The sequence below is a fragment of the Mameliella sp. LZ-28 genome, assembly GCF_012274245.1.
Taxonomy (GTDB): domain Bacteria; phylum Pseudomonadota; class Alphaproteobacteria; order Rhodobacterales; family Rhodobacteraceae; genus Antarctobacter; species Antarctobacter albus.
In genome coordinates, this window is record NZ_JAANYX010000005.1 from 40250 (window position 1) to 63803 (window position 23554).

The window sequence follows — 23554 nt, forward strand, 5'->3', positions numbered from 1 at the left end:
AGGAAGCGCACTAGCGCTTCGCGAAGAGTACTTCGGGGTCGACATTGAGCGCTTTGGCGATGCGTTCGAGAAGGTCGAGCGAGGCCGCAAACTTGGCGTTCTCGACCTTGCCCATATGGCCGCGGCTCACGTCGGCCCGATGAGCAAGCTCCTCCTGGCTGAGGCCGCGGGCGCGTCTCAAGTCCTGGATGTTCAATGCTACACGGTCCCGCAAGTTCATGCCCGCGAAACGGACACGATGAGCGAAATATCGCCACGCGATATATGTTACATTCGGAGGTGCAGAGAAGAATTCTTGGAGCGGCGCGAGATCGCCGGAATGGGATGCCTGCCGATACGCAGGTCACAGGATGATCCGTCTCGCAAACATTATAGGCCGTTCAATCGTTCTTTCGGAAAAGGGCGGCACCGGTAATTCCGGTGCCGCCAGTCAGTCGTCCACAGGGAGGTGGTAGAGGACGAACTTCTAGTTGAGGAAAATGTCTCAACGTATCGCTATCTCTGACGAAGCGCCGATCGCTTTGAATGACTGCGCGGGATCGATATCGGGCCCATCCGCGCTTCGTGATCAAACCTCCTGAACCCAGACGGCGCCATCTGCGGTCTTCTCGATTCTTCCAAAGCCAGGCGGTGGCATGTGGTAGACGGCGACCCGCAGCTGCTCGGACGTCACCCGCTCAATCATGCGCCGGCGCGTCGTTGCAGCCAGAGCAGGGTCGTGCTCGGTTCCCCATCGCCAATCGGGGTGGCGAACAGTCAGGGGATCCGACAGGACGTCGCCGGTCAACAATAACGGATCGCCGCCTAGGTGCAGAAGAAAGCTACTATGTCCGGGCGTGTGGCCGGGAGTGGCGATTGCTTCGATCCCTGGCAGCGGCTCCGCACCGTCCTCGAAGAAGTTCGTCCGGTCAGCGATTCGCGGCAACCGAGCCTGAGCACCGATGACAAAGGTCTTCAGGTTCTCGGGCATAGAATCGAGCGTATCCGCAGCCGTCCAGAAATCGTATTCGGTACGTGATACATGGTAGCGAGCGTTCGGGAAGGTGAGTTCGTCGAAGTCGTCGGTAACTCCCCAAAGATGGTCGGGGTGGCAATGGGTGAATATAATGTCGGTTATCTGGTCCGGCGCGATGCCAGCATTGTCCAAAGACTCAAGAAGCCGACCGGTACTGTCCATAAAGGCCGGGCCAGCGCCTGCGTCGAACAGGATCGTGCGCTTGCCCTGTCGCAGCAATGGCACTGTACACGGCATCAGAATAGGCTCGGCCAGATCACTTGTTCCTAACGCCGCAGCCAACGCGTCGGGTGGCGCATCTGGAAAGAAGAACCCTGTATCGAGCACCAAGTGACCATCGGTGCACATTTCCGCCTCCGAACTACTAGCGGACAGGGCCGCAAATGGGCTGGCAATGCCCGCCAGAGCAGTTGATCCTCCCAGGAATTGAAGAACTGCGCGGCGACCGAAAGAAACCGAATGAATGGCGCTCATTATTATGTCCTATGATTGCAGGTTTCTTTAAGTGGCGTTGCTGCAGATCGCCAGAAAACTCTGCCCTCCGGGCAGTAATGCGCTGCTGTGAAGATTACTGGTCTGTCGAATATCCTCATATCACTCCTCCGCGGGCAAACCTACGGTAGGTTCCCTATAGATCGTACCTTTCCGTCCGATACGGCGATTGAAAAAGGAACGAACCTCTATGGCGATAGGCAGAAGTGACATATTCGGTGCCGGAAGTGACAAAACTCTCCCGCCGAGTTGCCGCGTGGCATTGTCGCGCTCTCCACCAGATATGGGGTACGAGCTTCACATGGTCGCGGCGAATCTTCGCCGGTACTCGCCCGGTGTGAGCCCCACGAAGCGGGCAAAGATCTTCCGGAAGGCACCGGGATCGGTGTAGCCGATGTCCCAGGCGATCTGTTCAACCGTCTTCCTACTGAATTGCAAAAGCTCGCAAGCGTTGCTCACGCGCAGCCGCTGTCCGTATTCCGAGCTCGTCATGCCTGTCGCCTTGCGGAAACGGCGCAGAAAAGTGCGCCGCTCAAGGCCCGCTTTCGCCGCCAGCGTCTCGAGCGAAATGTCCGACGCCTTGGTTTCCTGTAACCAGCGCTGTACCTCCAGAACAGCAGCATCTCCGTGCCCCAGACGCGGTGAGAACAGGCTGTAAAAGCGCTGCTCACGGCCCGGCGGATCGACTAGGAGGAAACGCGCGGTTTGGGTCATAACTTCCGAGCCGCGCAGGCGCTCCACGAGCCGCAGACATAGATCCGTCCAGGACATCAGGCCTCCGGCGGTCAAGATCCCGCCGCCATCGATGAGAAGGCTATCTGTATCGACGAGTACACGGGGAAAGCGCGCGCGGAACTGCTCTTCGAGTATCCAGTGCGTCGTCGCAGGTCGCCCATCCAGAAGCCCGGTTTCACCGAGCAAGAATGCCCCGGCGCAGACGGAAGCTAGTATGCCGCCATCCTCGTGCAGCTTGTGCAGCCAATTGACATAGGGCGCAGCGGTCTCCCAGGTCACTGGCTCGTCAAGGCTTGGGGGCAGTACTAACACGTCAGGATGTTCGCCGTCGCATGTGCCTGTCATGTACACACGCTCTGGCGTTCCCGACGCACTCTTCATCCGCCAATGACTGACAACGATCGGCAATGTCCCGTCTTCGGGCGAGGGCGCGTGGAAGCGGTTCGAGACAATGAAGAGGTCGGTCATCGCCAGCGCGGCCGAGGTCTGCACCCCTTCATAGAGCAGAATGCCCACCTCTGTACGTTTTTGAACGGCCATTTGTCTCTATAGACTCTATTAATGTCGATATCGCCAAGTGGAATAGGACAGGGAGCCTCGTATTGTCCAGCCTCAAACCGAAAGAACCGCAACAGAAAGGTATTAAAATGAGCAAACGCGCTGTTGTCATCATCGACATTCAGAACGATTACTTCCCGAACGGAAAGTATGAGCTGGTCGGGATCGAGAAGGCCGCCGCCAATGCTGCGAAAGTGATTGAAGCAGCCCGCGTCAAGGGCGATCGCGTCATCCATGTGCAGCACATCTTCCCCAGCCCAGATGCTCCGTTCTTCACGCCGGATTCCGCAGGCATTGAGATCAACCCTGCCGTCGCCCCACGCGAGGGTGAGGCCGTGGTGGTCAAGAACTTCCCCAACCCCTTCCTGAAAACCAACCTAAAGGAAATTCTCGACGCGGAAGGCATCGAGCAAGTGGTGGTGGTCGGGGCAATGAGCCATATGTGCATCGACGCGACCGTCCGGGCGTCTAGCGACTTCGGCTACAAGACCACCGTCGTGCAAGACGCCTGTGCAACACGGGATTTGGAGTTCAGCGGCGTCACCGTGCCAGCGGCCTCGGTTCATGCAGCCATGATGTCTGCTCTTGGCTTTGCTTATGCGACCATCACTGACACGGCGGACTACACCGCCGCCTGAGGCCAATAGCTGGGCTAGCCGGGGTAGTGCCTTGCTCCGGCTGGCCCTTCGTCTGGACGCCGTCTCAGGCGGCATCATCGACTATGCGGCTGGCCTGTCCTTCCGGCCCCGTTCCAGCTTTTACGGACGTCCGGGGTCCGGACCGATCATTCTCATGCTGATACGAACGAGCTTTTTGTGCGACCTGAAGCGCATCTCGTAGCCGCAGCGATCAGAAATCGCGAGCTGACGGTTTGTGGTGCCGACATGCTCTATGGAGAGTTGGAGAGCCAGTTGGTACCCCAGCCAGCTGGCGGCGATGAACTCTATGGAAAGCGTCACCACTGGAACAGAGGCCTACCACGGTCCATGGAGTTCTACGAAGCTCACGCCAATCTCATCGGCAAACCGGTCCTCGACCGGCGCATGCACCATCTCGACGCAATGCGGATAAAACACCATCCTCGCCGGGTCGCCGTTCCGGAACCGGGCAGGTTACTTTTCCAGTTCATGAGACTCTGTTGATGGCGTGGATGCTCGCTACGTCTGTGATGGCTTCAGCACCCATCACATTAGCACATTGCGATGCCGTCAGGTGGGGGCATCCGCGCCATCAACAGAGCCCTGGCACGAGCAAGCCACATGTTGTCCCTTATAAACAAGTAAGCCGATGCGCGATTGCCTAAACTGAAACTCACCGCATCGCGCGATTCTCCGATTGTATCAATGACGCTCGAAAAGATTCCGCAATGCATTTAGTTAAATAGGGAGTTTATGAAATGAATGAAAAAGTGGAACGGATTACATGGAAGGCCAAGGGCCAGTGGTTCGACATTTGCAGTTGCGATATGCCTTGCGGTTGCACGATGGCGCAACCGCCGACTGACGGCAAGTGCTATGGTGTTCTGGTCTACAAGATCGAAGAAGGTTTTTTTGGCGATACCGATCTCACCGGCCAAACCGTCGTGACCGTAGGTTTGATCGAAAGCGAGCATTTGTGGGACCCGTCAAAGCCGTCGCGTGGAACCTACGATCTGATCATCGACGAAAGTGCCAACGCAGATCAGCGCGTGGCCCTAGAGCGGCTCTGGACAGGGAAAGAGGGGGGCTGGCTGGCCAATCTAATAGGGTTGCTTGGGGAAATGCGCCGCTTGGAATTCGCGCCAGTCGAATGCCATATCGAGGACGACCTAGCGCATTGGAGTATTCGTGTGCCCGGCCATGTTAAGGCGACAGCTGATGCCTTGACCGGACCCACGACACCGCCGGGCAAGCGTGTCCAGACCCATAATCCGCCAGGCTCAGAAACAGGCGGCACGCCAGCGACTTGGGGCGTTCCCAAGAGCTTAGAGCTAATTGATTTTGGCCCGCTGGGAGAATGGAAAGCAAATTCGAGCAAACATATTCCCTTTGATTGGAGCAACGATTGAGCGGTCGTGAGCTATCGGCAGACCTTGCCAAAGTTGCGCTGTCTCGATGGTCTGGCGGCTATCTAATGACAACGGCGGCGCTTGCATTTCTTGCTATCGGTTCGGGGATCGCTTGTTGGTGGTACATGGCGTATCTTAAACCCGTAGCGGGCCCCTCTCTAGAGGGGGTGGTCGGCTATACTGTTATGTGGTCGCTCATGATGGCCGCGATGATGCTGCCAACGGTGCATCGCGTCACAGCGCTCTATGTTATGATGGTTCGCCGCCAAGATGGGCCTTTCACCGCCTTGTTGAGGATTGTCGCTTTGCTGGTTGGCTATCTCTTCATCTGGTCGGTCCTCGGGATTCCAGTCTATCTGATAGGTGTCTATGTAGGGAAACTCATTCCTTATGGCTCGGTTTGGACGGTTGGCTTCACAGCTTTTCTGCTCGCGGGTTCGGGGCTGTTTCAATTCTCTGCTGTGAAAGAACGTTGCCTGCACCATTGCCAATCGCCCATGGCTTTCGTTTCGAAACATATGCAGCGAACTGGCTGGGAACGCGATCTACGGGCGGGGCTGGCACATGGGCTGACCTGCCTAGGTTGTTGCGCCGCGATGGTGGCGGTATTGATCGCCGTCGGGACGATGAACGTCGCCTGGATGGTCATTCTGGGCACCATCGCCATGATCGAGAAAACCTCAATCCACGGCAGGAATATCAGCCGGATCGCAGGGATAGGAATGATGATTTATTCTGTAATCATAATTACTTACCCGCAGTTAGCGCCAGCACCGCATGGTTTGGATGGGCATGTCCACAGTTATCTCCCTCACGCCGAGCAGTTCGATCCGCAGAGTCAGGATATTTGTGGCGGTGACTACCCACAGCCCAAAAAGTGAAACATCGCCCGAATTTTGGATAAGAATGATATTTTCGGGCATTGACGGCCTCACGTTGGCTATGGCGCATTTGCGCTGAGGCAGCGTGTCGCACAGACCGGTAGATACAGACAACTGAAATGATATTCAGTCAATCGGAAATTGCCATCAGGGGGAGGGGCCATGGTTACAGACTATCGAACGGAGGGCATCCTGCCGCATCAGCGATTCGAATACTGGGAGGAGGTAGTTTGTCGCCATTGTACACCGGCCGACAGCCATCCGGCCCAGAATGACGGCTTCGTTGGCCAAATGCACGTTCGTTCGCTGGGCGCGATCACTATCTGTACGCTGAATGCATCCGAACACCATTGGCACCGGCGCGAACGGCATCTGCGCCGTATGCCAGATGATGTCTTCTATCTAACGTATGCCCAAAATGCCCAGGCGCTGGTCGAACAAGGTGATAGACGCGCGGTGGTGAAGCCGGGCCAACTGATGCTGTACGACTCCGAACAAAGCTTTCGGTTGACCCTCACAGGGCCGGGCACACATCTGATCAGGATACCGTGGACCTTGATAGGTGACCGGGTTCCGGGGCTAAAAAATCGAACGGCGCAGGTTCTCGAAGATGCACGTCCTGGAATTATGCCGTTGAAATGCCTTATCGCCGACCTGATGACGCAGCCGAATACCGAACTATCGGCTATATCGTCTCGTTATTCGTTGCTCTTGCTCGAATTGCTGGAATTGGGATTGATAGACGAAGATTTGGAGCACACGAAGGCCGAGCGAGATTTATATGGACGGATCATGGACTATATTCGCCAGAACGTCACCGACCCCCAACTTGGACTGGAAAGCATCGCGCGAGCCCATAGCGTTTCGACGCGCACGGTTTCTCGAACCTTTGCGCGCTACCAGACCTCTCCCATGAAAGTCGTTTGGCGCGAGCGCCTGAGAGCCAGCCGTATGGCGCTCGAACGCGGCCAAACCCGTTATGTTTCCGAGGTGGCAATGAACTACGGATTTACCGATTTTTCACATTTTAGTCGTTCTTTTCGCCGTGAATTCGGCATGAGTCCGCGCGAACTTCTGAAACCGTGATCGCCGCCGGAGGGCCTTGTTGTAGAAAGGCTGCTTGAGGCGTGACTTCCCCTTTCACCCCTCAGGTTCAGGCCACACGGATGTGAATTTTGGCGGTTCGGCAGTCCGGGTCACTCGCGGCGATACGCTCGCCGAAGGCCTTCAGGCATCGCATCTTGGCTTCTACAGGGCTGCGGGGGAGTGGTCAAAATCTGGGGGTCAGGCTGTGGCTCGGGGGTATGCGGCAGTCAATCGTCCATCGAGGACAGCCGCCCTCACGATGGAAACGCGATGGGCGCTTTGGGGTGGCCAGTTTGCTGTCGCCTCATGACAATGCCGGGGATTGGCGCGGTCGTGGCGCTGACCTTCCGTGCTGCGGTTGATGATCCGGCCCGCTTTCGGTTTTCGAAGAAAATTGGCCCCTGGGTTGGTCTGACGCCCTCACGCAACCAGTCTGGTGAGCGAGACGTGTCAGGCGGCATCACCAAAGCTGGTGACGTCAATCAGCGGCGAGCATTGTGCCAGGCGGCAACCGTCATGATGAACCGTGGCCGATGCCGTTCGACATGGCTGAGAACATGGGGAGCCCAAGTCGCACAGAGGCGTGGAAGCAAAATTGCTATGGTCGCCCTCGCACGCCGCATCGCGGTTATTCTTCATCGGATTTGGGTCGATGGCACAACCTTTCAGTCAGAAGATCCGGCGCCGATCCCTATCTAACAGGATGATATCCCACCCGTTGCCTGCTTGATTGCAGGCCTTCGAGGTCTCGCAGGGACGTGGTTCCGATGATGTCGTGGTCTGGACTGTCGCTGACTCCCGTCAAGTACGCCTATGAGATGGGCACATCGGAACTACATCGAACCGGCATCATGTTGGCAGCCGCCGCGCTGACCACGAACCGCAGCATGTCCCCCAAGGGTCTCAGCCGAAAGCCGCGACAGAAGCCAGGGCGGGCACTAAAAATATCAAAGGAACCGCTATGGCGGATCAATTGTTTTGCGCAAAACGACTTGACTGGGACGCCCCCGTTACCGAAGTCTGGAGCCTAGTGTCTTCGTGGTTCCGTTCTCAAATGTCGTCTCGACGATGAGCCGCACATCCATGGTATTTCCTCTGCTGCGAAATCACCATCGTAGACAAACGCCACCAGGTTTTGCCCACTCCCCAAGACGGGGCGGTTTCGATCGCTCCTTTCATTTTCTTATTTCAAACTGAGACACCAAACGCTTGAAAGCGCAGCTTGACTTCGCCGTGAGATTAATAAAGCATACGCCATCGGTCCCTTTCAATGGCGAAACGGGCCCGGGGCGCAATGCCCAAAAATTTGCTGCTACCCTCGCATCAACGTACGGCGTGCCATAAGGCGTAAGTCCATATTTCCAAGGGCGAAATTCGTATCTCGTGCGCCTGAGGATTAGTCGGCGCACCTCCATTAACCCTGAGCGCGCTCTGACGAGAGAACAATGTATGATACAGTCAAGCTAACTCGTTTGCGACCTATTGCCGGTGCAATCCGAACGGAGTGTAATATCGATGCACTTCCTGTCGCGACCGATGCGGGCATGTTCATCCATTGGCCTAGTCGGCTACTCCAAGTCGTCTAGAATCGAAATGGGAATATCGACCTATGGCCCTACATGTACCCTTTGATAACAGCTATGCCCGCCTGCCGGAGCGGTTCTTTGTGCGGCTCGGGCCTTTGCCGGTGGCGGTGCCTGAGCTTTTGGCGCTCAACGCGCCATTGGCGACCGACCTTGGGCTTGAACCAGCGGCGCTCGCATCGCCTGAGGGGGTGGCGGTGCTGGCGGGAAATTCAGTGCCCGATGGTGCTGAACCACTGGCGCAGGTCTATGCCGGGCATCAGTTTGGAACCTGGGTGCCGCAGCTCGGCGATGGGCGCACGATCCTATTGGGCGAGGTCGTGGGGAGAGATGGTATGCGCCACGACATTCAACTAAAAGGCGCGGGGCCGACGCCGTTTTCGCGGCGCGGCGACGGTCGCGCCTGGTTGGGGCCGGTGTTGCGGGAATACCTCGTCAGCGAGGCAATGCATGCTCTGGGCGTTCCGACCACGCGGGCGTTGGCGGCGGTCGCAACTGGCGAGCCGGTGCAGCGCGAGCAAATGCTGCCGGGAGCGGTGCTTGTGCGTGTCGCTTCAAGCCACATCCGAGTAGGCACCTTCCAGTATTTCGCGGCACGAAAGGATGTGGAGGCGCTAACGGCGCTGACGGATCATACCATTGCCCGGCACTATCCCGATGCCGAAGGCCCGCTCGGCCTCCTTGATGCGGTGGTTAAGTCGCAGGCGTCGCTGATTGCGCGGTGGATGGGATTCGGTTTCATTCACGGCGTGATGAACACCGATAATATGAGCATAGCCGGAGAGACCATAGATTATGGGCCTTGTGCCTTTCTCGACGATTACCATCCGAGTAAGGTGTTCTCGTCTATCGACCATCAGGGGCGCTATGCCTTTGGCCGCCAACCACAGATTGCCGCGTGGAACCTGGCGCAGTTCGCCTCTTGTCTGTTGCCGCTGATCAATGGCGGCCAGGAGGCCGCGATCGCGGCGGCGACGACCTCGGTCAACCAATTTGGCCTGCTCTTCCAGGCGGCCTGGCTCGACGTATTTAGCAGCAAACTCGGTCTAGCCTCCGCTGAGCCAGAAGATGTCGATCTAATATCCGAGCTCCTGACGCTTATGGCCGAAGGGCGGGCGGATTTCACACGCACCTTCTACGGTCTTGCCGACGGAACGGCGCGAGAGGAGTTCGCAGATCCTGCGCCGTTTGACGACTGGGCCCGGAACTGGGAGAGGCGCCGCGATCGCGCGGCCGGTGACCAGCGAATGGCTGCGGCGAATCCAGCGGTCGTTCCGCGCAATCACCGAATTGAGGAGGCAATCGTCGCGGCAATCTCCGGTGATCTGTCGGTCTTCGAACGCCTCTCGTCCGCTTTCGCGCAACCATTCCAACGGGACGCTGAACTCGAACAGGCGCCGATGCCGGAAGTGGCGGTGGACCAGACCTTTTGCGGAACCTGAAAAGGGGCGCGTTGCTGCAGAGTATATCGCGCGTTGCGGCGGGCACATGACGTGAGTGTGGGTACTGGGTTGGGATTGGCAGACTGGAGGCCGCCGGCATGATGGCCCACATTGTACGCAAAGGTGACGATGTTCCCGGCTCGACACCCTTCTTGGGTGGCCAGGGCCGCCCGATTCCATCTTCATGGTGATAAACGCGTTACTGATGGTTGGGGGTCATTCCAAAGGGCATGTGTGCCGCGTCGATCCAGATCGAAGCAAGAGGAATATGCTATGAAGCAAATCTCGATCATCGATGTCAATTGAAAGCGGGAATAGAATCGTGCGGGGAAACTATTGGCACTTTGTTCGATACATTGGGAAAAATAATTTCAGTTGGAATAAGTCATTTTCATTTTGATTCAGCGTGTAGGTCGGAATTCACGGGGCACTTCCACGAAACTGGCCGGTAAGGACCGCAGATCAAGCGACGACCTTGGCTTCCTGAGCGAGCGGCACCCAGTTCCACGGCAGCAGCTCGCCGAGGCGGTTGATCTTGTGGTCGCCGATGCGGGCCACGATGTCTGCTAGGTAGGCTTCGGGGTCGTGGCCACTGAGCTTTGCAATCTCGATGATCATCTTGGCTCTTCGCCGGATCCGAGCGCGGGGCGACCGCGCCGCCTTCATGTATTCCCTGATCGTCACCTGCCTATGCCGCCCGCGGCATAGGCACGTTTATGCCGCCCTCCGCGCTATGCCGAATGGCTCGGATGCAACCCGCCGCCTACGCGTGCGCACGACCGCTTGGGCTGGTGCTGCTCTGTTTCCATTCGGCATAGTTTTTGTTCCTATAGCGATTCGAGGAAGGCAAGCAGGCGGTCGCCTGCCCGGAAGCGGATCGGCTTGCCTGGCTCGTACGGTACCAGCTTAGCCAGTGCCGCTTCCTTGAGGGAGATGTGGGCATGTAGGTACGTTTGGGTGGTTTCGATGGACTCGTGGCCGAGCCACAGCGCGATCACCGAGCAATCGACGCCTGCCTGAAGCAACTCCATTGCTGCGCTGTGCCTCAACACGTGCGGCGACACCCGCTTGGCCGCCAACGAGGGACATGCCTCGGTGGCGGCGCGTACATACTTGGCCAGGAACGCCTGGACACTGTCGGGGCTCAATCGGCCCCCGTGCAAGTTGGGGAACAATGCGCTTGCGCCGCGGCGAGCCGGTTCCTTGAGCCAGGCCTGAAGGGCGACGCGCGTTTGCCGGGTTAGTGGCGTGCATCGCTCCTTCCGTCCTTTGCCGGCACATCGCACATGGGCCCCGGCGTCGAGGTGGATGGCATCCCTGTCGAGATTGATCAGCTCAGAGAGACGCAAGCCGGTCTGCGCTGCGAGCTGCAGCAAGGTGTGGTCACGGCGGCCGAGCCATGTTGCGCGATCGGGAGCATTGAGAATCGCTTCGATCTCGGGCCGTGTCAGGAAATACACTTGGCGCTTATCGTGACGTTTGCTCGGTATCGCGAGGACGCGCTGGATGAGGGCGCCATGCGCCGGTTCCTCGTAGGATATGAACCGGAAAAAGGAGCGAATGGCTGTCAGCCGCAGATTGCGCGTCCTGACGCTGACGCCCGCTGTGCCTCGAGGTCAGCGAGGAAAGCGCTGACACATGGCGCATCAAGATCATCGAGGATCAGAGCAGATGGCGGCTTGCGGAGGCGCGCCTGCGCAAACTTGAAGAGCAGCCGGAACGTGTCGCGATAGGAGGCGATCGTATTGGGGCTGACGTTGCGTTGGCGCATGAGCCGCTCCGTGAAATAGCGCTCGATCAGGGGCGCGACGTTTCCGTTTGGCTTCATGACGCCACCTCCCATCGTTGGTCGAGGCGCTGAACCGCGGCGTCCATCAACTCCGGACAAGCCGAGAGGTACCAATAGGTGTCGCGCACACAGGTGTGGCCGAGATAGGTCGAAAGCATCGGGAGCCGCTGCTCGACATCGAGCCCTTCGCGATGCCAGCCGACAAGCGTCTGGATGGCAAAACGGTGCCGGAAATCGTGGATGCGGGGGCCGGTGTGGTCACCTTCGCTTCGCAGCCCGATCTCGCGGGACAAACGCCAGAAGACACGATGGACATATTGGTAGAGCAATCGGCCGCCACGCTCGGCAACGAAGAAATACGACCCGCGGTGTGATCCGAGATGAGCATCACGTCGCGCGGCGTAGCTGCAGAGAGCCGTGCAGGTTGATGGATGTAGCGGGACGAGGCGCGACTTGCCGAACTTGCTCTGCCGGATTGTCAGCAGTCCCTCGACGGGGTCGACGTCGTCGTGTTGAAGCCCGATCGCCTCGGACAGACGGAGGCCGGTCATTGCTATCAATCCGAATAGGTGGTGGTACGTCTGTCGCCGCAGGCCGTTTCTCGGCGGCAGGGCCAGCGCCGCCGATAACAGCGCGTCGATCTCGACATCACTGTAGATATAGGGCTTGGTGCGCCTCAGTGGCGGCAATATCCCGGCGGGCGGCACCTCCGTCTTCGGATTGATGTTCGCGAGATGGCGCGCGAACCCGCGAACATCAGTCAACCGCAAGGCCCAGGAAGCGTGTCGGTCGGCTGGCAAGGTCGCCCAGGCTACGGCCAGCTTGGTGGTGATAGTCGTGGCATTCTGGCGCTCCATGAAAGCGACAAAATCGGCAAGCCGCCGCGCCTGATGTTGGAACTTGAAGCCAAACCCCTGACGCATCCCCACATACTGCTCGAGTGCAGATCGCAAGGTGATCATTGCACACCTCCCGGCCAGGGAAGGCACAAGGTCCTGAGCGCCTCGATGTCCACCTTCGCGTAGATGCGCGTCGTGTCGTGGCTCTCATGTCGCAGCACTTGGCCTATCTCCGACAAAGTTGCGCCCGAGCGGAGAAGTTCAGTCGCAAGGCTGTGGCGAAAGATATGGGCCCCTTGGTGGGCGTAGCCGCTGATGCCTGCCCGCTTGAGAGCCGTCTTGGCGATCATCGTGACCGCGCAACCAGAGGCGAAACCGACATGGGGTGCCAATGTGCGCAGAAACAGCCGACGGCACGCTGAAGTCGGCCGACCATTCTGTAAATAGGCGACGATGGCTGCGCCGACGTCCGGCAGAAGCGGCATCCGCGCGCGTTGCCTGCCCTTGGCGTGAATGTGCATCTCGCCCGATCGCCAGTCGATGTCATCAAGGGTGAGGGTCGCAACCTCGCTGGCCCGCAATCCAAGCTTGGCCAGCATAGCAAGGATGGCGTAATCCCGTCGCCCCCGCGCCGTGGATCGATCGCAACTATCGAGGACCTTCCGAACCTGCGCGGCGGACAGATAGGTCGGCAAGCTTGCGAGCTTCCATCGCCGGATGGAAGGCACGCTGGTATCAAGGCCGAGGGGGTGCAGGCCGCAATGATGGAGATATCGGAGAAAAGCGCGTAGCGACCAGCACATCCTCTTCGCGGATGCCGCACTCGCGTCCCCGGCATGTCGCTCGATGTAGCGGACGATGTCCGCCTGGCTGATCCTGCCGAGATCTTCCGGGCCGGCGGGGCACACCTCAACAAGGAAGCGGCGGATGATCGGCGCATGTGTGATGATCGACCTCTGCGCCAGCCCGCGCTCCTGCCGCAGATAGCGACTGAACCCCGCAAATATCTGATCCTCTTGGGTAATTGGTGACGGCAGCGCCGGTGCGATCACGTCTGCCTCACGCAGTACTGCCAACAACCGATTCAGCGCTGCCCGGTTGCCCGGATGGAGACGCTGCTTACCCCCTCGGTGCTCAAGATAACGATCGACGATGCACTCATTGAGATCGGTCGGTTCCAATCGGCTGCTTGCGGCCCAGCTCAACAGAGCGCCAACCAGGTTCAGACAACGCCACGTGCCATGGCGGCCGAACCCGTCCTTCGCCAACCGCGCTCCGTAGAGCTCAACGAGATGCCCGTGAGGGCCGTTCTTCAGGCGCCGAAATAGCTGACTCCTGCTCAGATAATCCCTGTCAGTCATGTCTTCTCCTCCACTGTTCAACACGGAGACAGAAGACGAACTATGCCGAGCGAAACATATGCCGCTTAGCGTGAAACCTGGGAAAAACGAGCCTGTTCGGCATAGCGCGGAGGGCGGCATAAACCGCCAAGATGAATGACATCGGCCCGCAGGCTTGGCTCGCCGATGTCCTCGCCCGGCTCCCCAACACAGCGGCTTCACCGGTGCCGGGCATTCTGCCGTGGAACTGGCAGCCATCGGAGCGCGAACTCGCCGCATGACCGTGGCTATGCCGCATGCTTACGAAGACCTGATCATGACTCGTCATCTGACACCGAATGATTGAGGTGCGGGCTTAGGGCAGGTTGAAACGGAAACCGCCGGGTGTGATTTGGGTGACGTCCGGCTGAACCGGCGGCTCGAGGCTCTCGGTGAGCGGCCGGGAAAATCGCTGCCCACGGCGTTCCAGGATTGGTCGAACACCAAGGCAACTTGCCGTTTTTTCCAACGAAAATGTCAGCGAAGACAAGATCTTTTAGGATCGCTTCGCCGCTTCTGCCTTGCGCATGCAGGCAACCGACGGTCCCATCCTGATCCTGCAGGACACTACGGAATTCTCCTTCAAGCGTTCGGCTCCGGAGAAGATCGGGTTCACGAAGGTATCGACGGGACGCAAGCTGAAGGAAGGCCGCAACCAGAAGCATGTGGTCTGCGGCTGCCTGATGCATGCCAGCCTGGCGATCACGTCGGACGGGCTGCTGCTAGGGCTGACGGCCGCCAAGTTCTGGTCGCGCGCAAAGTTCAAAGGGGCCGCAGCGTTCTAGCGCAAGATCAATCCGACCCGGGTACCGATCGAGCAGAAGGAAAGCTTGCGCTGGCTCGACAATCTGCGCCTTTCCACCGAGTTAGCAGGCGCGCCCGAGCGCTGTGTGCATGTTGGTGATCGCGAAAGCGACATCTACGAACTCTACTGCCTGGCCGAGGACCTCGGGGCGAACTTCCTTGTCCGGAGTTGCGTCGATCGTTTGGCAGAAGATGGCGGCACGACCATTGCCAAGGTGATGGCACAGGTGCAGACCAGTGGCACTCACGAAGTCCGGTTCCGCGCAGGGTCAGGATCATCGCGCCGTGCTGTCGGTCCGGCACGCAACGATGACGGTCCGACCGCCAATCGGAAAGCAGCGGAAATACCCGCATCGGGACCTCCAGATCATCCATGCCGAGGAACTCGACCCGCCGGTGGGCCGGGCCTCCGTCATCTGGAAGCTGATCCCGAACCTGCCGGTGGCGACCCACTCGGACGCTGTACACAAACTCGAATGGTATGCGCTGCGCTGGAAGATCGCGACCTTCTCCCGAACCCTCAAAACCGGGTACCGGATCGAGGAGCTGCGTTTGGCCACGGCTGATCGCCTGACCAACTGCATTGTGTTGAGTTGCGCTGCGTCGTGGCCTGGCGCGTGTCATGGCTGACGATGCTGAGCGGCGAGGCACCTGAAGCATCGCCGACTGCGGTCTTCACCGACGCCGAGAGCCGCATGCTCGAACTCGCGACCCCGGACAGAAAGCGGCAAGAACCGCGCAATCTTGATTTCTATGTCAAGGCGGTCGCGCGTCTCGGTGGTTATCTCGACCGCGCTTCCGACGCGCCACCGGGGACGACCGTTATATGGCGAGGCTTCTCCCGCCTCGCCGACCTTATCGAAGGAGCCCGTATCGCTACGCCGCCAGACACTTATGGGTAACTGCAAGGCTCATCAGGCGCTTCCACTTCCACTGCTCTTCCACTTCATGGAAAGGCATATATCAAACTTTCCACCTTACCGTTGGTTATTTGCCCGCTAAGAGTGGGGCGTCGCAACCAATGAAGGACACTGTGATGTCGATGAAACTTTATGATCTCGAGTTGTCGGGCAACTGTTATAAAATCCGTTTATTTCTATCGCTGATTGGTCAGCAGTACACTCTTGTCCCAGTGGATTTTCTGGGCGGAGCGCATAAAAAACCACCGCTGAGTAGCCTAAATCCCTTCCTTGAAATCCCGATTCTTACGGATGGCGATCTCGTCTTGCGGGATTCTCAGGCGATTCTCGTCTACTTGGCTCGCAAATACGGCGGAGAGGGTTGGTTGCCCACCGAGCCGACGTCAATGGCGCAGGTTATGGAGTGGCTCATGGTGGGTGAAAGCGAAATCGCCAGGGGCCCAAACGATGCACGTCTGCATGACAAGTTCGGCTATGAGCTGGATCATGAGCTTGCAGTAAAACGTTCTGTGCGCGTCCTGGATTTGCTTGAGGAGCACTTGGAGGGCAGGGACTGGCTGGCCCTTGGTCGGCCGACAATTGCCGATATCGCCTGCTTCCCCTATGTGGCCTTGGGTCATGAGGGTCGAGTTCCCGTCGGTAACAGGCCAAATATCACTGCTTGGATAGATAGAATAAAGGCATTGCCGGAATTTATCGGCATGCCGGAATTGTGAGGACATCGTGGGCTTTCAGATCGCCGCCTACGAACACGTTGGCATTCGCGTAACAGATCGTGACCAAGCGCGCCAGTTTTATGAGAAACTCGGTTGGTGGGAAGTAATTGATCTTCCAGAACACCACGCGAACGAGATGGTAAATGAGGCTGGAATCTACATCAACCTGATCTTCAACGGTGTGAAGCGTAAGCGGAACATTTTGCAGGATGAGCCGCTAAAATATGCCGGTGTGACACATGTTGCGTTCGTCGTAAAAGATTTCGATGACCTCCTGAAAACGCTAGAGCATGAGGATATCCCGCTCAGCGGCGGTCCGCATATATATAGTGACCGCAGGCGAGTAATCTTTGTTCGCGACCCGGACAGAAACGTGCTTGAGTTCAACGAGGTATTTTAACGATCAGGGAAGCCGGGAGCGACATCATTGTGCTTGTCGCTCCCGTGGCGTTTTTGACATGATCAAGATGAACGGGATTTCACGGGGCGAATCACGTGATATCCATTCGCTCCAAGCCTTCCGCGAACTTCCATTGCTGATGCCGTCGATCTATCCGTGCAAAGTGGAGGGGTCGATCGACAGCGCAAGTCGGTCGACTTTTTGCCCGCCGATGATATGGGACCGCAGGATTTCGTTAACATCTTCCTCGGTTTCGAATCTGTACCAGACTCCTTCGGGATAAATCACCATGGCTGGACCGTATTCGCATACATTCATGCAGCCCGCATGGTTTATGCGGATCCGTTGTATCCCTAAGGCCATGGCCAGACGGCACATGAAGTCACAAAGTTGCCGGCTGGACTTGGCGCCACACGAGCTGCGACGATGTGTTGCGGGCCGTTCGTTGACACAACAGAAGACGTGCACCTTGTACAACAGCTCGTTCGTCTCCAAAGACGCCTCCGTGCGACTGTCCTTTGTGGATTCGCTAAGCATCGATGCGCTCTATTCGACCAGACATTGGGCGAAGCCTTTGGCAAATTCCTCGCGGTTCAGGTTTCTGCCGATCACGACGAACTGGGACATACGCGGTTCGTCGTCGAGCCATTGTCGCTCAGGACGCATCGTGGTCAGCATCCGCACACTCTGGAAGACGATGCGCTCCCGGAAACCGCGTGCGTTGAAGATTCCCTTGGTGCGATACAGGTCATTACCCATGTTCTGAGCGACATCGTTGAGCCAAACATTGAACCGGTTCAGGTCGATCGGTCGGCTGTCTTCGAGAATGAAGGATCCGACCTCATCGTCGTGTTCATGCTCGAGATCCTCAAGGAAGCTCGGGTCCACCTCGAGCTTTTGAACCAAGTCGAATGCGCCAATATTGATCACTTGGTCGATGCCAATCTCAGCGTTCGTGGTGTAGTGAATTCGTGCCAGAGGGTTGAGCGCGCGGACCTTGGCTTCGATCACTTCCAGCTTTTTTGGCTCGACCAGATCCACCTTGTTGATTAGCAAGACGTCGCTGAATGCGACCTGTTCAACTGCTTCGTGGCTCTGTTCCAAGTTTGCCTCGAGGTTCACGGCATCGACGACGGTGACGAAAGCGTCTAGGCGGATCGCGTTCTTGATTTCATCAGCGACGAAGAATGTGGAGGCAACCGGCGCGGGATCGGCCAGACCGGTCGTCTCGATCAGAATGCCGTCAAGATGGCCGGTACGTTTACGTAAACTGTCTAGCGTTTCAATGAGATCTCCTCGCACAGTGCAGCACAGGCAGCCGTTGTTGAACTCAACGAGTTCGGCTTGGTCTTCCTGAACAACAAGTTGACCGTCGATGCTAATCTCGCCAAATTCGTTTACGATGACGGCGATCTTCTTTCCATGCTCCTTATGCAGGATGTGGTTGACCAAAGTCGTCTTTCCCGACCCGAGGAAGCCCGTGATAACAGTGGCGGGAATACGTTCTCTGTCACTTTGAGCGACTGACATGCCGTTTCCTTTCTTTTTCTGAAGTGGATTGACTGAAAAGCTGACCAAGGTTCTGACGCCGCGCGGAGAGGATCGAGGACGAGGTGTGCTTACGACCGTCAGCTAGTGTCGGGCGAAAATGGGCGGCGGCGATGGCGGCCGAGAGACAACAGTCATCTTTTACTTGCGGTGCGAGTTCCAAAAGATCCCCTCAAAATAAAAAACACCTCACGCGTTACTCTCACCCTCGTGAGCGCGTTGAGGCGTCGGTGCCGATTTCGATGCAGCTTTATTGCTGGCCACCAGCAGATCACGCCGGTTCGGGCCTGTCAAGCGCATGCACTGGCCCAGTTTAGATTAGATGCAGAGGCGCTGGCGACGAGGTTGCCAGAATCTCTTTGGCAAAGGTGCGGGGCACGACATGCGTTGTGTCGGTGGATATAGGCGTCGAAGGGCGCGAAGATCGCCACGATTTGGTGCGATGGATCGTAGGAGGTATGGAGGGCCTTCCTAGGATGGAATCGTTTCAACCGGAAAGGGGGGGCAGATGCGGGTTGGGGTCGGTGTTTCGTATAAACCGACTTTAACATCCGCGCTGAGGCGGGAAAACTTGTCACGAATCCGTCATATGTTGCAGCCCTCGCACGCAGAATGCCGCGGGAGAGGCCGCAGACCTAGTCACCTTGCAGCGCGATCATGGGGTCTAAAGCGACTATATCTTGGGTGACCTGTCCTTTTTTTAGCTGAAAATATCCGCCCTCATGCCATGGATTGTCGCGTGGGCGAGGAAGTGCTTGACATCTGAAAATCTCCACTTTTCTGTGGAAACGCCGCACGCTGTTCGTTTCTTGCATTTTGCTGGCGGCATTGACAATATCGTTGCGTGGAGCTACGAGCTATCGTTAGGAAATTTCCCTTGGCAACGCCGCCAATGGGGAATTGTCAGCAAGGAACCGCTGACTTCAGAGTCTCTGGTCGCATCCCAAGGATGTGAAGAGACAGTCTACTATTAGCTGAGTGCGTCGCGGGGAACCGTTGTCAATCGTTGCGAGGGGAGGGATGTGGCTGGGCACAACCTGACCAAAGCGACGTAGTTCGTAGGCGCCCGTCCATAGATCGCTTGGCTAGAAGTACTGTTCCGACGATATGGAATACATTGGACTGCCAGGGGTGGTGTAAACAGCCGTTTTGAAGTCTCGAAGGAAACGAAGTGCCGTGCATCGCCAGAAACTGGCATCGAAGTTCGGCTCAGTGGTTGCGCCGCGTTCAGAGCATCGGCTCAACGGAGCACGCCAACCGCCGCATCGCAATTCGTCGAGGTGGATACATTGCGACATGTGCACCTGAAGAAAAACGGGAGTGAGATCAATGCAATCAAGTGGCACCAGCGAACCATGGCGCATTGGAGTTCTTTTCTCATATACGGGGACTATGGCCGTGATCGAGGAAACCCAGCTTCGCGGCACTCTGATGGCCGTTGAAGAGATCAACGATGCAGGTGGTGTGAATGGCCGTCCCATTCAGCCTGTAATCTATGATCCATGCTCAGACCCCAAGTTTTGCGGCCTTTACGCAAAGAAGCTGATGGTAGAAGACGGTGTCACCACTATCTTTGGCTGCTACACATCTTCAAGCCGAAAGGCTGTTCTCCCGGTGGTCGAACGGCTGGACGGGCTGCTGTGGTATCCGACTCTATATGAGGGATTCGAATGCTCCCCGAACGTGATTTACACGGGAGCGACACCGAATCAAAACAGCCTAGAGCTCTGCCGCATGTTGATGGAGCATTTCGGCAGCAGGTTCTACTTCGTCGGCTCCGACTATGTATATCCACGGTGTTCGAACCGGATCATGCGCGAGCTTGTCGTCAATTCGGGCGGAAGTATCGTGGGCGAGCATTATCTTCCGCTGAATGCAGACCGTAGCGATTTTCAGCCGACGATTCGCGATATAGCAAAAGTGAAACCCGACGTGATCTTTTCGACTGTGGTCGGGGATGCGACAATCCCTTTCTATCAGGCCTACGCCGACGCCGGGCTGAACCCAAAGGTGATGCCGATCGCCAGTCTGACAACGTCCGAAACCGAGGTGCGCGCCATGGGCTATGATGTAGCCGAAGGGCATTTAACGGCGGCATCCTATTTCCAGGCCGTCGAAAACGAGAAAAACGCCTCCTTCGTTCAGCGATACCATAGACGTTATGGCGCGGATGAGCCGACCAACATGTGCGTCGAGGCGGCATATTTCCAAGTCAAGGCCTTCGCCGAGACGCTAGCACAAACCAATTCCATGAATACAACCGTACTGCGCAATTGTGCGATGGGAATAGCCTTCGACGCACCGCAGGGAAGCGTTTCGATCAACCGGGAATGGGGACATACGGACCTCTGGACGAGGATTGGCCGCGTCAACCACCAAGGTCAATTTGATATCATTTATCAATCACCGGACTGCGTGGACTCGGATCCTTACCTCGTGGGCTACGGTCGGAGTCTCGAGCTCCGTTAACACGTCCAACGATCATCGCAACCGGAGAGGCTTAACATGACCGGACAACACTCACGGCAAGGCAAGCGGCGCACCGCCCAGAGAGGCGGTGGACCGTCTTCACCCCAAGTCAAACACTCCCAACTGGAGGTTTTCTGGGGGCTCGAGGTAGGCGTCTTTGCCGAACTTAACGACAATGTTGGAAACCTCTTACGCGAATTGCAACGGCTTCGCTGCGCTGTACACCATATCTGGCCGATTCCGCCGCAGATCCCGGTGCAATACGATCTAGTGATATGCTCGCAAGTCGCGGACTTGCCTCAACGTATCCCCTGGTTGCCAGGAGAGCCGGAATCAGCATTCGTCATCATTGACTCCGGAACGGGTGAGGTTGACTTAAAGCTTATTCAAAACTGTGGCGCCCATGGCGTGCTACAATACCCTGTGGCTTCCCGTTCCATGCAGATGGGTCTAGCCGTGGCGCTCGATCATTTCCACTACGAGAAGCGGTTGCGGGGCCGAATCAGCAAGTTGGATGAAAGCCTGCGATCCATGCGTGTCGTTGAACGGGCGAAAGCTATTCTAATTCGTACAAGGAACGTGACGGAAGACGAAGCCTATGGCTATCTGCGGCATCAGTCGATGGAGCGGAGGGTGGCTATTGGCCAAGTCGCTCAGGCCATCATCGATACGTACGAGCTTATCAACTAGGCTTAACCCAAGTCGCTGAAATCGGACACCTTCGTGCCCCGCCATTGAAGCCGAACCGCGCCAGACTTGTAGTTAACACGGTACGAAAGCTACACGGCGTTTGTTCGGCACGGGTTAACCGCAGAAGGACATACGGTCTTCCGGTGATTGGGGCTTCCGGATAGCGCAGACAGGTGAGGTTGCCCGCGTCGCGGGTTGGACCTTGTAAGCCCCTCGGTGCGCAGAAGTCGCTCCAAAAAAGGTTTGACGCCTGTCACTTTTCCGGGTTACAAATAATTAGCGGCGACGAGGCCGTACAAAATCCGTTACAGCAGTGTGGCCCTAAGGTTTTCCGCTAGGAAAGCGGAGACGTCAGGGCTGTTTGTGGTTGGGCGCTCATGTGCCTCGCGCTTCAGCCTTTGGAGGGGATGATCGCCGCCAAGTCGCGCAGCGATGCGAACTACAGTCGGTTTACCAATCAACTGTTGCAACGGTAGGCTCAAGTTAAGAGCCCGCATGTTAAATTGAGCAAAAAGGCTCTCCGGCAGTGGCGTTTAGGCCGCTTCGGGGAGCTTTTTTGTTTTCTGGATAAAGTCGTTCAAGAAACCAACGGGAGAACACTGCATGATACGACGCAATTTTCTTGGAGGGCTAAATTCCACAGGGCCATGAAATCATTCCGCAATTTACCGTTCGGGAAAAAGCCGTGATGGGAATCTTCGCGCGCCGCGGGGGGCGACCTGACTGGCAGTCAGCAACAGAAGCTTGCCATCGCCCGGGCGTTCGCGATGTGGCCCGAGATACTCAATCCTCGACGAACCCGCCGAAGGCATCCAACTCAACATTGTGAAACAGATTGAGGGTGCGATTGTCCGGGTCAATCGAGATCACGGGCTGGGCATCATTCTTGTCGAGAAGAACGCACTATTCGCCTGCTCAGCCACGGACCACTTTTTGTGCTCGACAAGGGGCGCGTCGTTCTGAGCGGGAAATCAGACGACCTTACCGACGACGTCGTCAATAAACACATGACGTTCTGAAGGGTCAGGGCAATCCATCATTAAGGATCAACAGGAAAGGACCTAAAATGAGACATGGTGACATTTCAAGCAGCGACAACACCGTTGGTGTGGCGGTCGTGAACTACAAGATGCCGCGACTGCATACCAAGGCCGAGGTGCTGGAAAATGCCGAGAAGATCGCTGACATGATCATCGGTATGAAGCAGGGCCTGCCGGGTATGGATTTGGTGGTGTTCCCCGAATACAGCACCCAGGGCATCATGTATGACCCCGACGAGATGATGGAAACCGCAGCCAGAGTCCCCGGCGACGAAACCGAGATTTTCGCCCAGGCCTGCCGCAAAGCGAATACCTGGGGTGTGTTTTCGCTCACCGGCGAACGCCACGAGGAGCACCCGAAAAAGACTCCCTACAACACGCTCATCCTGATGAACAACCAGGGTGAAATCGTACAGAAATACCGTAAGATCCTGCCCTGGAACCCGATCGAGGGCTGGTATCCCGGCGATCAGACCTATGTGGTCGAAGGGCCCAAAGGGCTCAAGATCAGCCTGATCATCTGTGACGATGGCAACTATCCCGAAATCTGGCGCGACTGCGCGATGAAGGGGGCGGAACTGATCGTGCGCTGCCAGGGGTATATGTACCCTGCCAAGGATCAGCAGGTCATCATGGCAAAGGCGATGGCCTGGGCCAATAACAGCTACGTGGCCGTGGCCAACGCCGCCGGGTTCGACGGTGTCTACAGCTATTTCGGCCATTCGGCGATCATCGGCTTTGACGGGCGCACTCTTGGCGAGTGCGGCGAAGAGGAAATGGGTATCCAGTATGCCCAGCTGTCGATCCCCGAAATCCGCGATGCGCGGGCAAACGACCAGTCGCAGAACCACCTCTTCAAGCTGCTGCACCGCGGCTACACCGGCATCCACGCATCGGGCGATGGCGACAAGGGCGTGGCCGAATGCCCGTTCGAGTTTTACCGCAACTGGGTCAACGACGCCGAAAAGACCCGCGAGCATGTGGAATCCTTCACGCGTTCGACAATCGGGGTGGCCTGCTGCCCGGTTGGTGGCCTGCCGACCGGCGCCAAGGAAAAAGAGGCCGATTGACCCGGCCCGGAAAACCGGAGCGGCCAGCTGGCCGCTCCGCTGTTGCTTGAA

Annotated in this window: 21 protein-coding genes and 5 pseudogenes; 16 read left to right on the forward strand and 10 right to left on the reverse strand. The window is 57.4% G+C overall.

The annotated features are described in order from the left end of the window. Positions 1-10: 10 nt before the first annotated feature. The 3 genes from G9Q80_RS03515 to G9Q80_RS03525 form a co-directional block, all read right to left on the reverse strand. The gene (locus tag G9Q80_RS03515; RefSeq protein ID WP_246870465.1) at positions 11-196 is read right to left on the reverse strand and encodes a helix-turn-helix transcriptional regulator; all 186 of its coding nucleotides are present in this window, start codon (positions 194-196) and stop codon (positions 11-13) included. 372 nt (positions 197-568) lie between these two features. Continuing rightward, on the reverse strand, positions 569-1489 hold the full coding sequence (locus tag G9Q80_RS03520) for an MBL fold metallo-hydrolase (RefSeq protein ID WP_168246358.1): 921 nt from the start codon (positions 1487-1489) through the stop codon (positions 569-571). Between the two features lie 315 nt (positions 1490-1804). Continuing rightward, complete coding sequence (locus G9Q80_RS03525; RefSeq protein ID WP_168246359.1) at positions 1805-2782, reverse strand: GlxA family transcriptional regulator; 978 nt, start codon at positions 2780-2782, stop codon at positions 1805-1807. A 62-nt stretch (positions 2783-2844) separates the two neighbouring features. On the opposite strand from G9Q80_RS03525, the gene G9Q80_RS03530 reads away from it, so the two are divergent. The 4 genes from G9Q80_RS03530 (at position 2845) to G9Q80_RS03545 (ending at position 6814) form a co-directional block, all read left to right on the forward strand. Continuing rightward, positions 2845-3438: a cysteine hydrolase family protein gene (locus G9Q80_RS03530; protein ID WP_246870466.1), complete on the forward strand. Its 594-nt coding sequence runs from the start codon at positions 2845-2847 to the stop codon at positions 3436-3438. 758 nt (positions 3439-4196) lie between these two features. Further along, a complete protein-coding gene (locus tag G9Q80_RS03535; protein WP_210426140.1) occupies positions 4197-4847 on the forward strand; it encodes a DUF1326 domain-containing protein in 651 nt (216 codons plus the stop codon). Then, positions 4844-5728: a DUF2182 domain-containing protein gene (locus tag G9Q80_RS03540; protein ID WP_168246360.1), complete on the forward strand. Its 885-nt coding sequence runs from the start codon at positions 4844-4846 to the stop codon at positions 5726-5728. The genes G9Q80_RS03535 and G9Q80_RS03540 overlap by 4 nt, the downstream gene beginning before the upstream one ends. Before the next feature lie 162 nt (positions 5729-5890). Further along, entirely contained in the window at positions 5891-6814 is a 924-nt protein-coding gene (locus G9Q80_RS03545) for an AraC-like ligand-binding domain-containing protein (protein WP_168246361.1), read from the forward strand. Positions 6815-6881: 67 nt separating this feature from the next. On the opposite strand, the pseudogene G9Q80_RS03550 reads toward G9Q80_RS03545, so the two are convergent. Further along, positions 6882-6989, reverse strand: a pseudogene (locus G9Q80_RS03550) (IS5/IS1182 family transposase); the annotation flags it as partial. A gap of 113 nt (positions 6990-7102) precedes the next feature. Between G9Q80_RS03550 and G9Q80_RS03555 the strand changes: the two are divergent. Together G9Q80_RS03555 and G9Q80_RS03560 are read left to right on the forward strand one after the other, a co-directional pair. Further along, positions 7103-7513, forward strand: a pseudogene (locus G9Q80_RS03555) (transposase); the annotation flags it as partial. Positions 7514-8423: 910 nt separating this feature from the next. After that, complete coding sequence (locus G9Q80_RS03560) at positions 8424-9839, forward strand: protein adenylyltransferase SelO (RefSeq protein WP_168246362.1); 1416 nt, start codon at positions 8424-8426, stop codon at positions 9837-9839. 462 nt (positions 9840-10301) lie between these two features. Here the strand turns inward: G9Q80_RS03560 and G9Q80_RS03565 are convergent. The 5 genes and pseudogenes from G9Q80_RS03565 to G9Q80_RS03580 form a co-directional block, all read right to left on the reverse strand. After that, positions 10302-10466, reverse strand: a pseudogene (locus G9Q80_RS03565) (transposase domain-containing protein); the annotation flags it as partial. Positions 10467-10666: 200 nt separating this feature from the next. Further along, positions 10667-11299, reverse strand: a complete 633-nt coding sequence (locus tag G9Q80_RS27795; RefSeq protein ID WP_210426141.1) for a tyrosine-type recombinase/integrase — start codon at positions 11297-11299, stop codon at positions 10667-10669. Between the two features lie 107 nt (positions 11300-11406). Continuing rightward, positions 11407-11667, reverse strand: coding sequence for a site-specific integrase (locus G9Q80_RS27800; RefSeq protein WP_210426142.1), 261 nt, complete (start codon positions 11665-11667; stop codon positions 11407-11409). Continuing rightward, entirely contained in the window at positions 11664-12590 is a 927-nt protein-coding gene (locus G9Q80_RS03575; protein ID WP_168246363.1) for a tyrosine-type recombinase/integrase, read from the reverse strand. The genes G9Q80_RS27800 and G9Q80_RS03575 overlap by 4 nt, the downstream gene beginning before the upstream one ends. Further along, positions 12587-13828 carry a site-specific integrase gene (locus G9Q80_RS03580; protein ID WP_168246364.1) on the reverse strand — a complete coding sequence of 414 codons (1242 nt, stop codon included), beginning with the start codon at positions 13826-13828 and terminating at the stop codon, positions 12587-12589. Before G9Q80_RS03580 ends, G9Q80_RS03575 begins: the two co-directional genes overlap by 4 nt. Positions 13829-13950: 122 nt before the next feature. On the opposite strand from G9Q80_RS03580, the pseudogene G9Q80_RS28675 reads away from it, so the two are divergent. From G9Q80_RS28675 to G9Q80_RS03600, 7 genes and pseudogenes are all read left to right on the forward strand, one after another. Further along, positions 13951-14088 (forward strand): annotated as a pseudogene (locus tag G9Q80_RS28675) (transposase domain-containing protein); the annotation flags it as partial. A gap of 110 nt (positions 14089-14198) precedes the next feature. After that, positions 14199-14258 (forward strand): annotated as a pseudogene (locus G9Q80_RS28680) (hypothetical protein); the annotation flags it as partial. Positions 14259-14373: 115 nt separating this feature from the next. After that, positions 14374-14631 (forward strand): hypothetical protein, encoded by a 258-nt coding sequence (locus G9Q80_RS28025; protein ID WP_246870467.1) that lies wholly within the window; start codon positions 14374-14376, stop codon positions 14629-14631. A 256-nt stretch (positions 14632-14887) separates the two neighbouring features. After that, complete coding sequence (locus G9Q80_RS27810; RefSeq protein WP_210426144.1) at positions 14888-15280, forward strand: hypothetical protein; 393 nt, start codon at positions 14888-14890, stop codon at positions 15278-15280. Further along, on the forward strand, positions 15268-15552 hold the full coding sequence (locus tag G9Q80_RS27815) for an IS4 family transposase (RefSeq protein WP_210426145.1): 285 nt from the start codon (positions 15268-15270) through the stop codon (positions 15550-15552). The genes G9Q80_RS27810 and G9Q80_RS27815 overlap by 13 nt, the downstream gene beginning before the upstream one ends. A gap of 134 nt (positions 15553-15686) precedes the next feature. Then, positions 15687-16286 carry a glutathione S-transferase family protein gene (locus tag G9Q80_RS03595; RefSeq protein ID WP_210426146.1) on the forward strand — a complete coding sequence of 200 codons (600 nt, stop codon included), beginning with the start codon at positions 15687-15689 and terminating at the stop codon, positions 16284-16286. A 7-nt stretch (positions 16287-16293) separates the two neighbouring features. After that, positions 16294-16686 carry a VOC family protein gene (locus G9Q80_RS03600; RefSeq protein ID WP_349237763.1) on the forward strand — a complete coding sequence of 131 codons (393 nt, stop codon included), beginning with the start codon at positions 16294-16296 and terminating at the stop codon, positions 16684-16686. Positions 16687-17232: 546 nt separating this feature from the next. Here G9Q80_RS03600 and G9Q80_RS03605 read toward each other — a convergent pair. Then, the gene (locus tag G9Q80_RS03605; RefSeq protein ID WP_168246366.1) at positions 17233-18216 is read right to left on the reverse strand and encodes a CobW family GTP-binding protein; all 984 of its coding nucleotides are present in this window, start codon (positions 18214-18216) and stop codon (positions 17233-17235) included. Positions 18217-19563: 1347 nt separating this feature from the next. Here G9Q80_RS03605 and G9Q80_RS03610 point away from each other — a divergent pair. From G9Q80_RS03610 to G9Q80_RS03620, 3 genes are all read left to right on the forward strand, one after another. Then, positions 19564-20703 carry a transporter substrate-binding domain-containing protein gene (locus G9Q80_RS03610; RefSeq protein WP_168246367.1) on the forward strand — a complete coding sequence of 380 codons (1140 nt, stop codon included), beginning with the start codon at positions 19564-19566 and terminating at the stop codon, positions 20701-20703. Between the two features lie 36 nt (positions 20704-20739). Next, positions 20740-21393, forward strand: a complete 654-nt coding sequence (locus G9Q80_RS03615; RefSeq protein ID WP_168246368.1) for an ANTAR domain-containing response regulator — start codon at positions 20740-20742, stop codon at positions 21391-21393. A 1066-nt stretch (positions 21394-22459) separates the two neighbouring features. Further along, positions 22460-23503 carry an aliphatic amidase gene (locus G9Q80_RS03620; protein WP_168246369.1) on the forward strand — a complete coding sequence of 348 codons (1044 nt, stop codon included), beginning with the start codon at positions 22460-22462 and terminating at the stop codon, positions 23501-23503. The last annotated feature ends 51 nt before the right edge of the window (positions 23504-23554 follow it).

Excerpts from the sequence above, each read along its gene's own strand:
- G9Q80_RS03520 (WP_168246358.1), bottom strand. The coding sequence starts at position 1,489 with ATGAGCGCCATTCATTCGGTTTCTTTCGGTCGCCGCGCAGTTCTTCAA.
- G9Q80_RS03525 (WP_168246359.1), bottom strand. The coding sequence starts at position 2,782 with ATGGCCGTTCAAAAACGTACAGAGGTGGGCATTCTGCTCTATGAAGGG.
- G9Q80_RS03535 (WP_210426140.1), top strand. The coding sequence starts at position 4,197 with ATGAATGAAAAAGTGGAACGGATTACATGGAAGGCCAAGGGCCAGTGG.
- G9Q80_RS03545 (WP_168246361.1), top strand. The coding sequence starts at position 5,891 with ATGGTTACAGACTATCGAACGGAGGGCATCCTGCCGCATCAGCGATTC.
- G9Q80_RS03560 (WP_168246362.1), top strand. The coding sequence starts at position 8,424 with ATGGCCCTACATGTACCCTTTGATAACAGCTATGCCCGCCTGCCGGAG.
- G9Q80_RS27800 (WP_210426142.1), bottom strand. The coding sequence starts at position 11,667 with ATGAAGCCAAACGGAAACGTCGCGCCCCTGATCGAGCGCTATTTCACG.
- G9Q80_RS03575 (WP_168246363.1), bottom strand. The coding sequence starts at position 12,590 with ATGATCACCTTGCGATCTGCACTCGAGCAGTATGTGGGGATGCGTCAG.
- G9Q80_RS03580 (WP_168246364.1), bottom strand. The coding sequence starts at position 13,828 with ATGACTGACAGGGATTATCTGAGCAGGAGTCAGCTATTTCGGCGCCTG.
- G9Q80_RS28025 (WP_246870467.1), top strand. The coding sequence starts at position 14,374 with ATGCAGGCAACCGACGGTCCCATCCTGATCCTGCAGGACACTACGGAA.
- G9Q80_RS03595 (WP_210426146.1), top strand. The coding sequence starts at position 15,687 with ATGTCGATGAAACTTTATGATCTCGAGTTGTCGGGCAACTGTTATAAA.
- G9Q80_RS03605 (WP_168246366.1), bottom strand. The coding sequence starts at position 18,216 with ATGTCAGTCGCTCAAAGTGACAGAGAACGTATTCCCGCCACTGTTATC.
- G9Q80_RS03610 (WP_168246367.1), top strand. The coding sequence starts at position 19,564 with ATGCAATCAAGTGGCACCAGCGAACCATGGCGCATTGGAGTTCTTTTC.
- G9Q80_RS03615 (WP_168246368.1), top strand. The coding sequence starts at position 20,740 with ATGACCGGACAACACTCACGGCAAGGCAAGCGGCGCACCGCCCAGAGA.
- G9Q80_RS03620 (WP_168246369.1), top strand. The coding sequence starts at position 22,460 with ATGAGACATGGTGACATTTCAAGCAGCGACAACACCGTTGGTGTGGCG.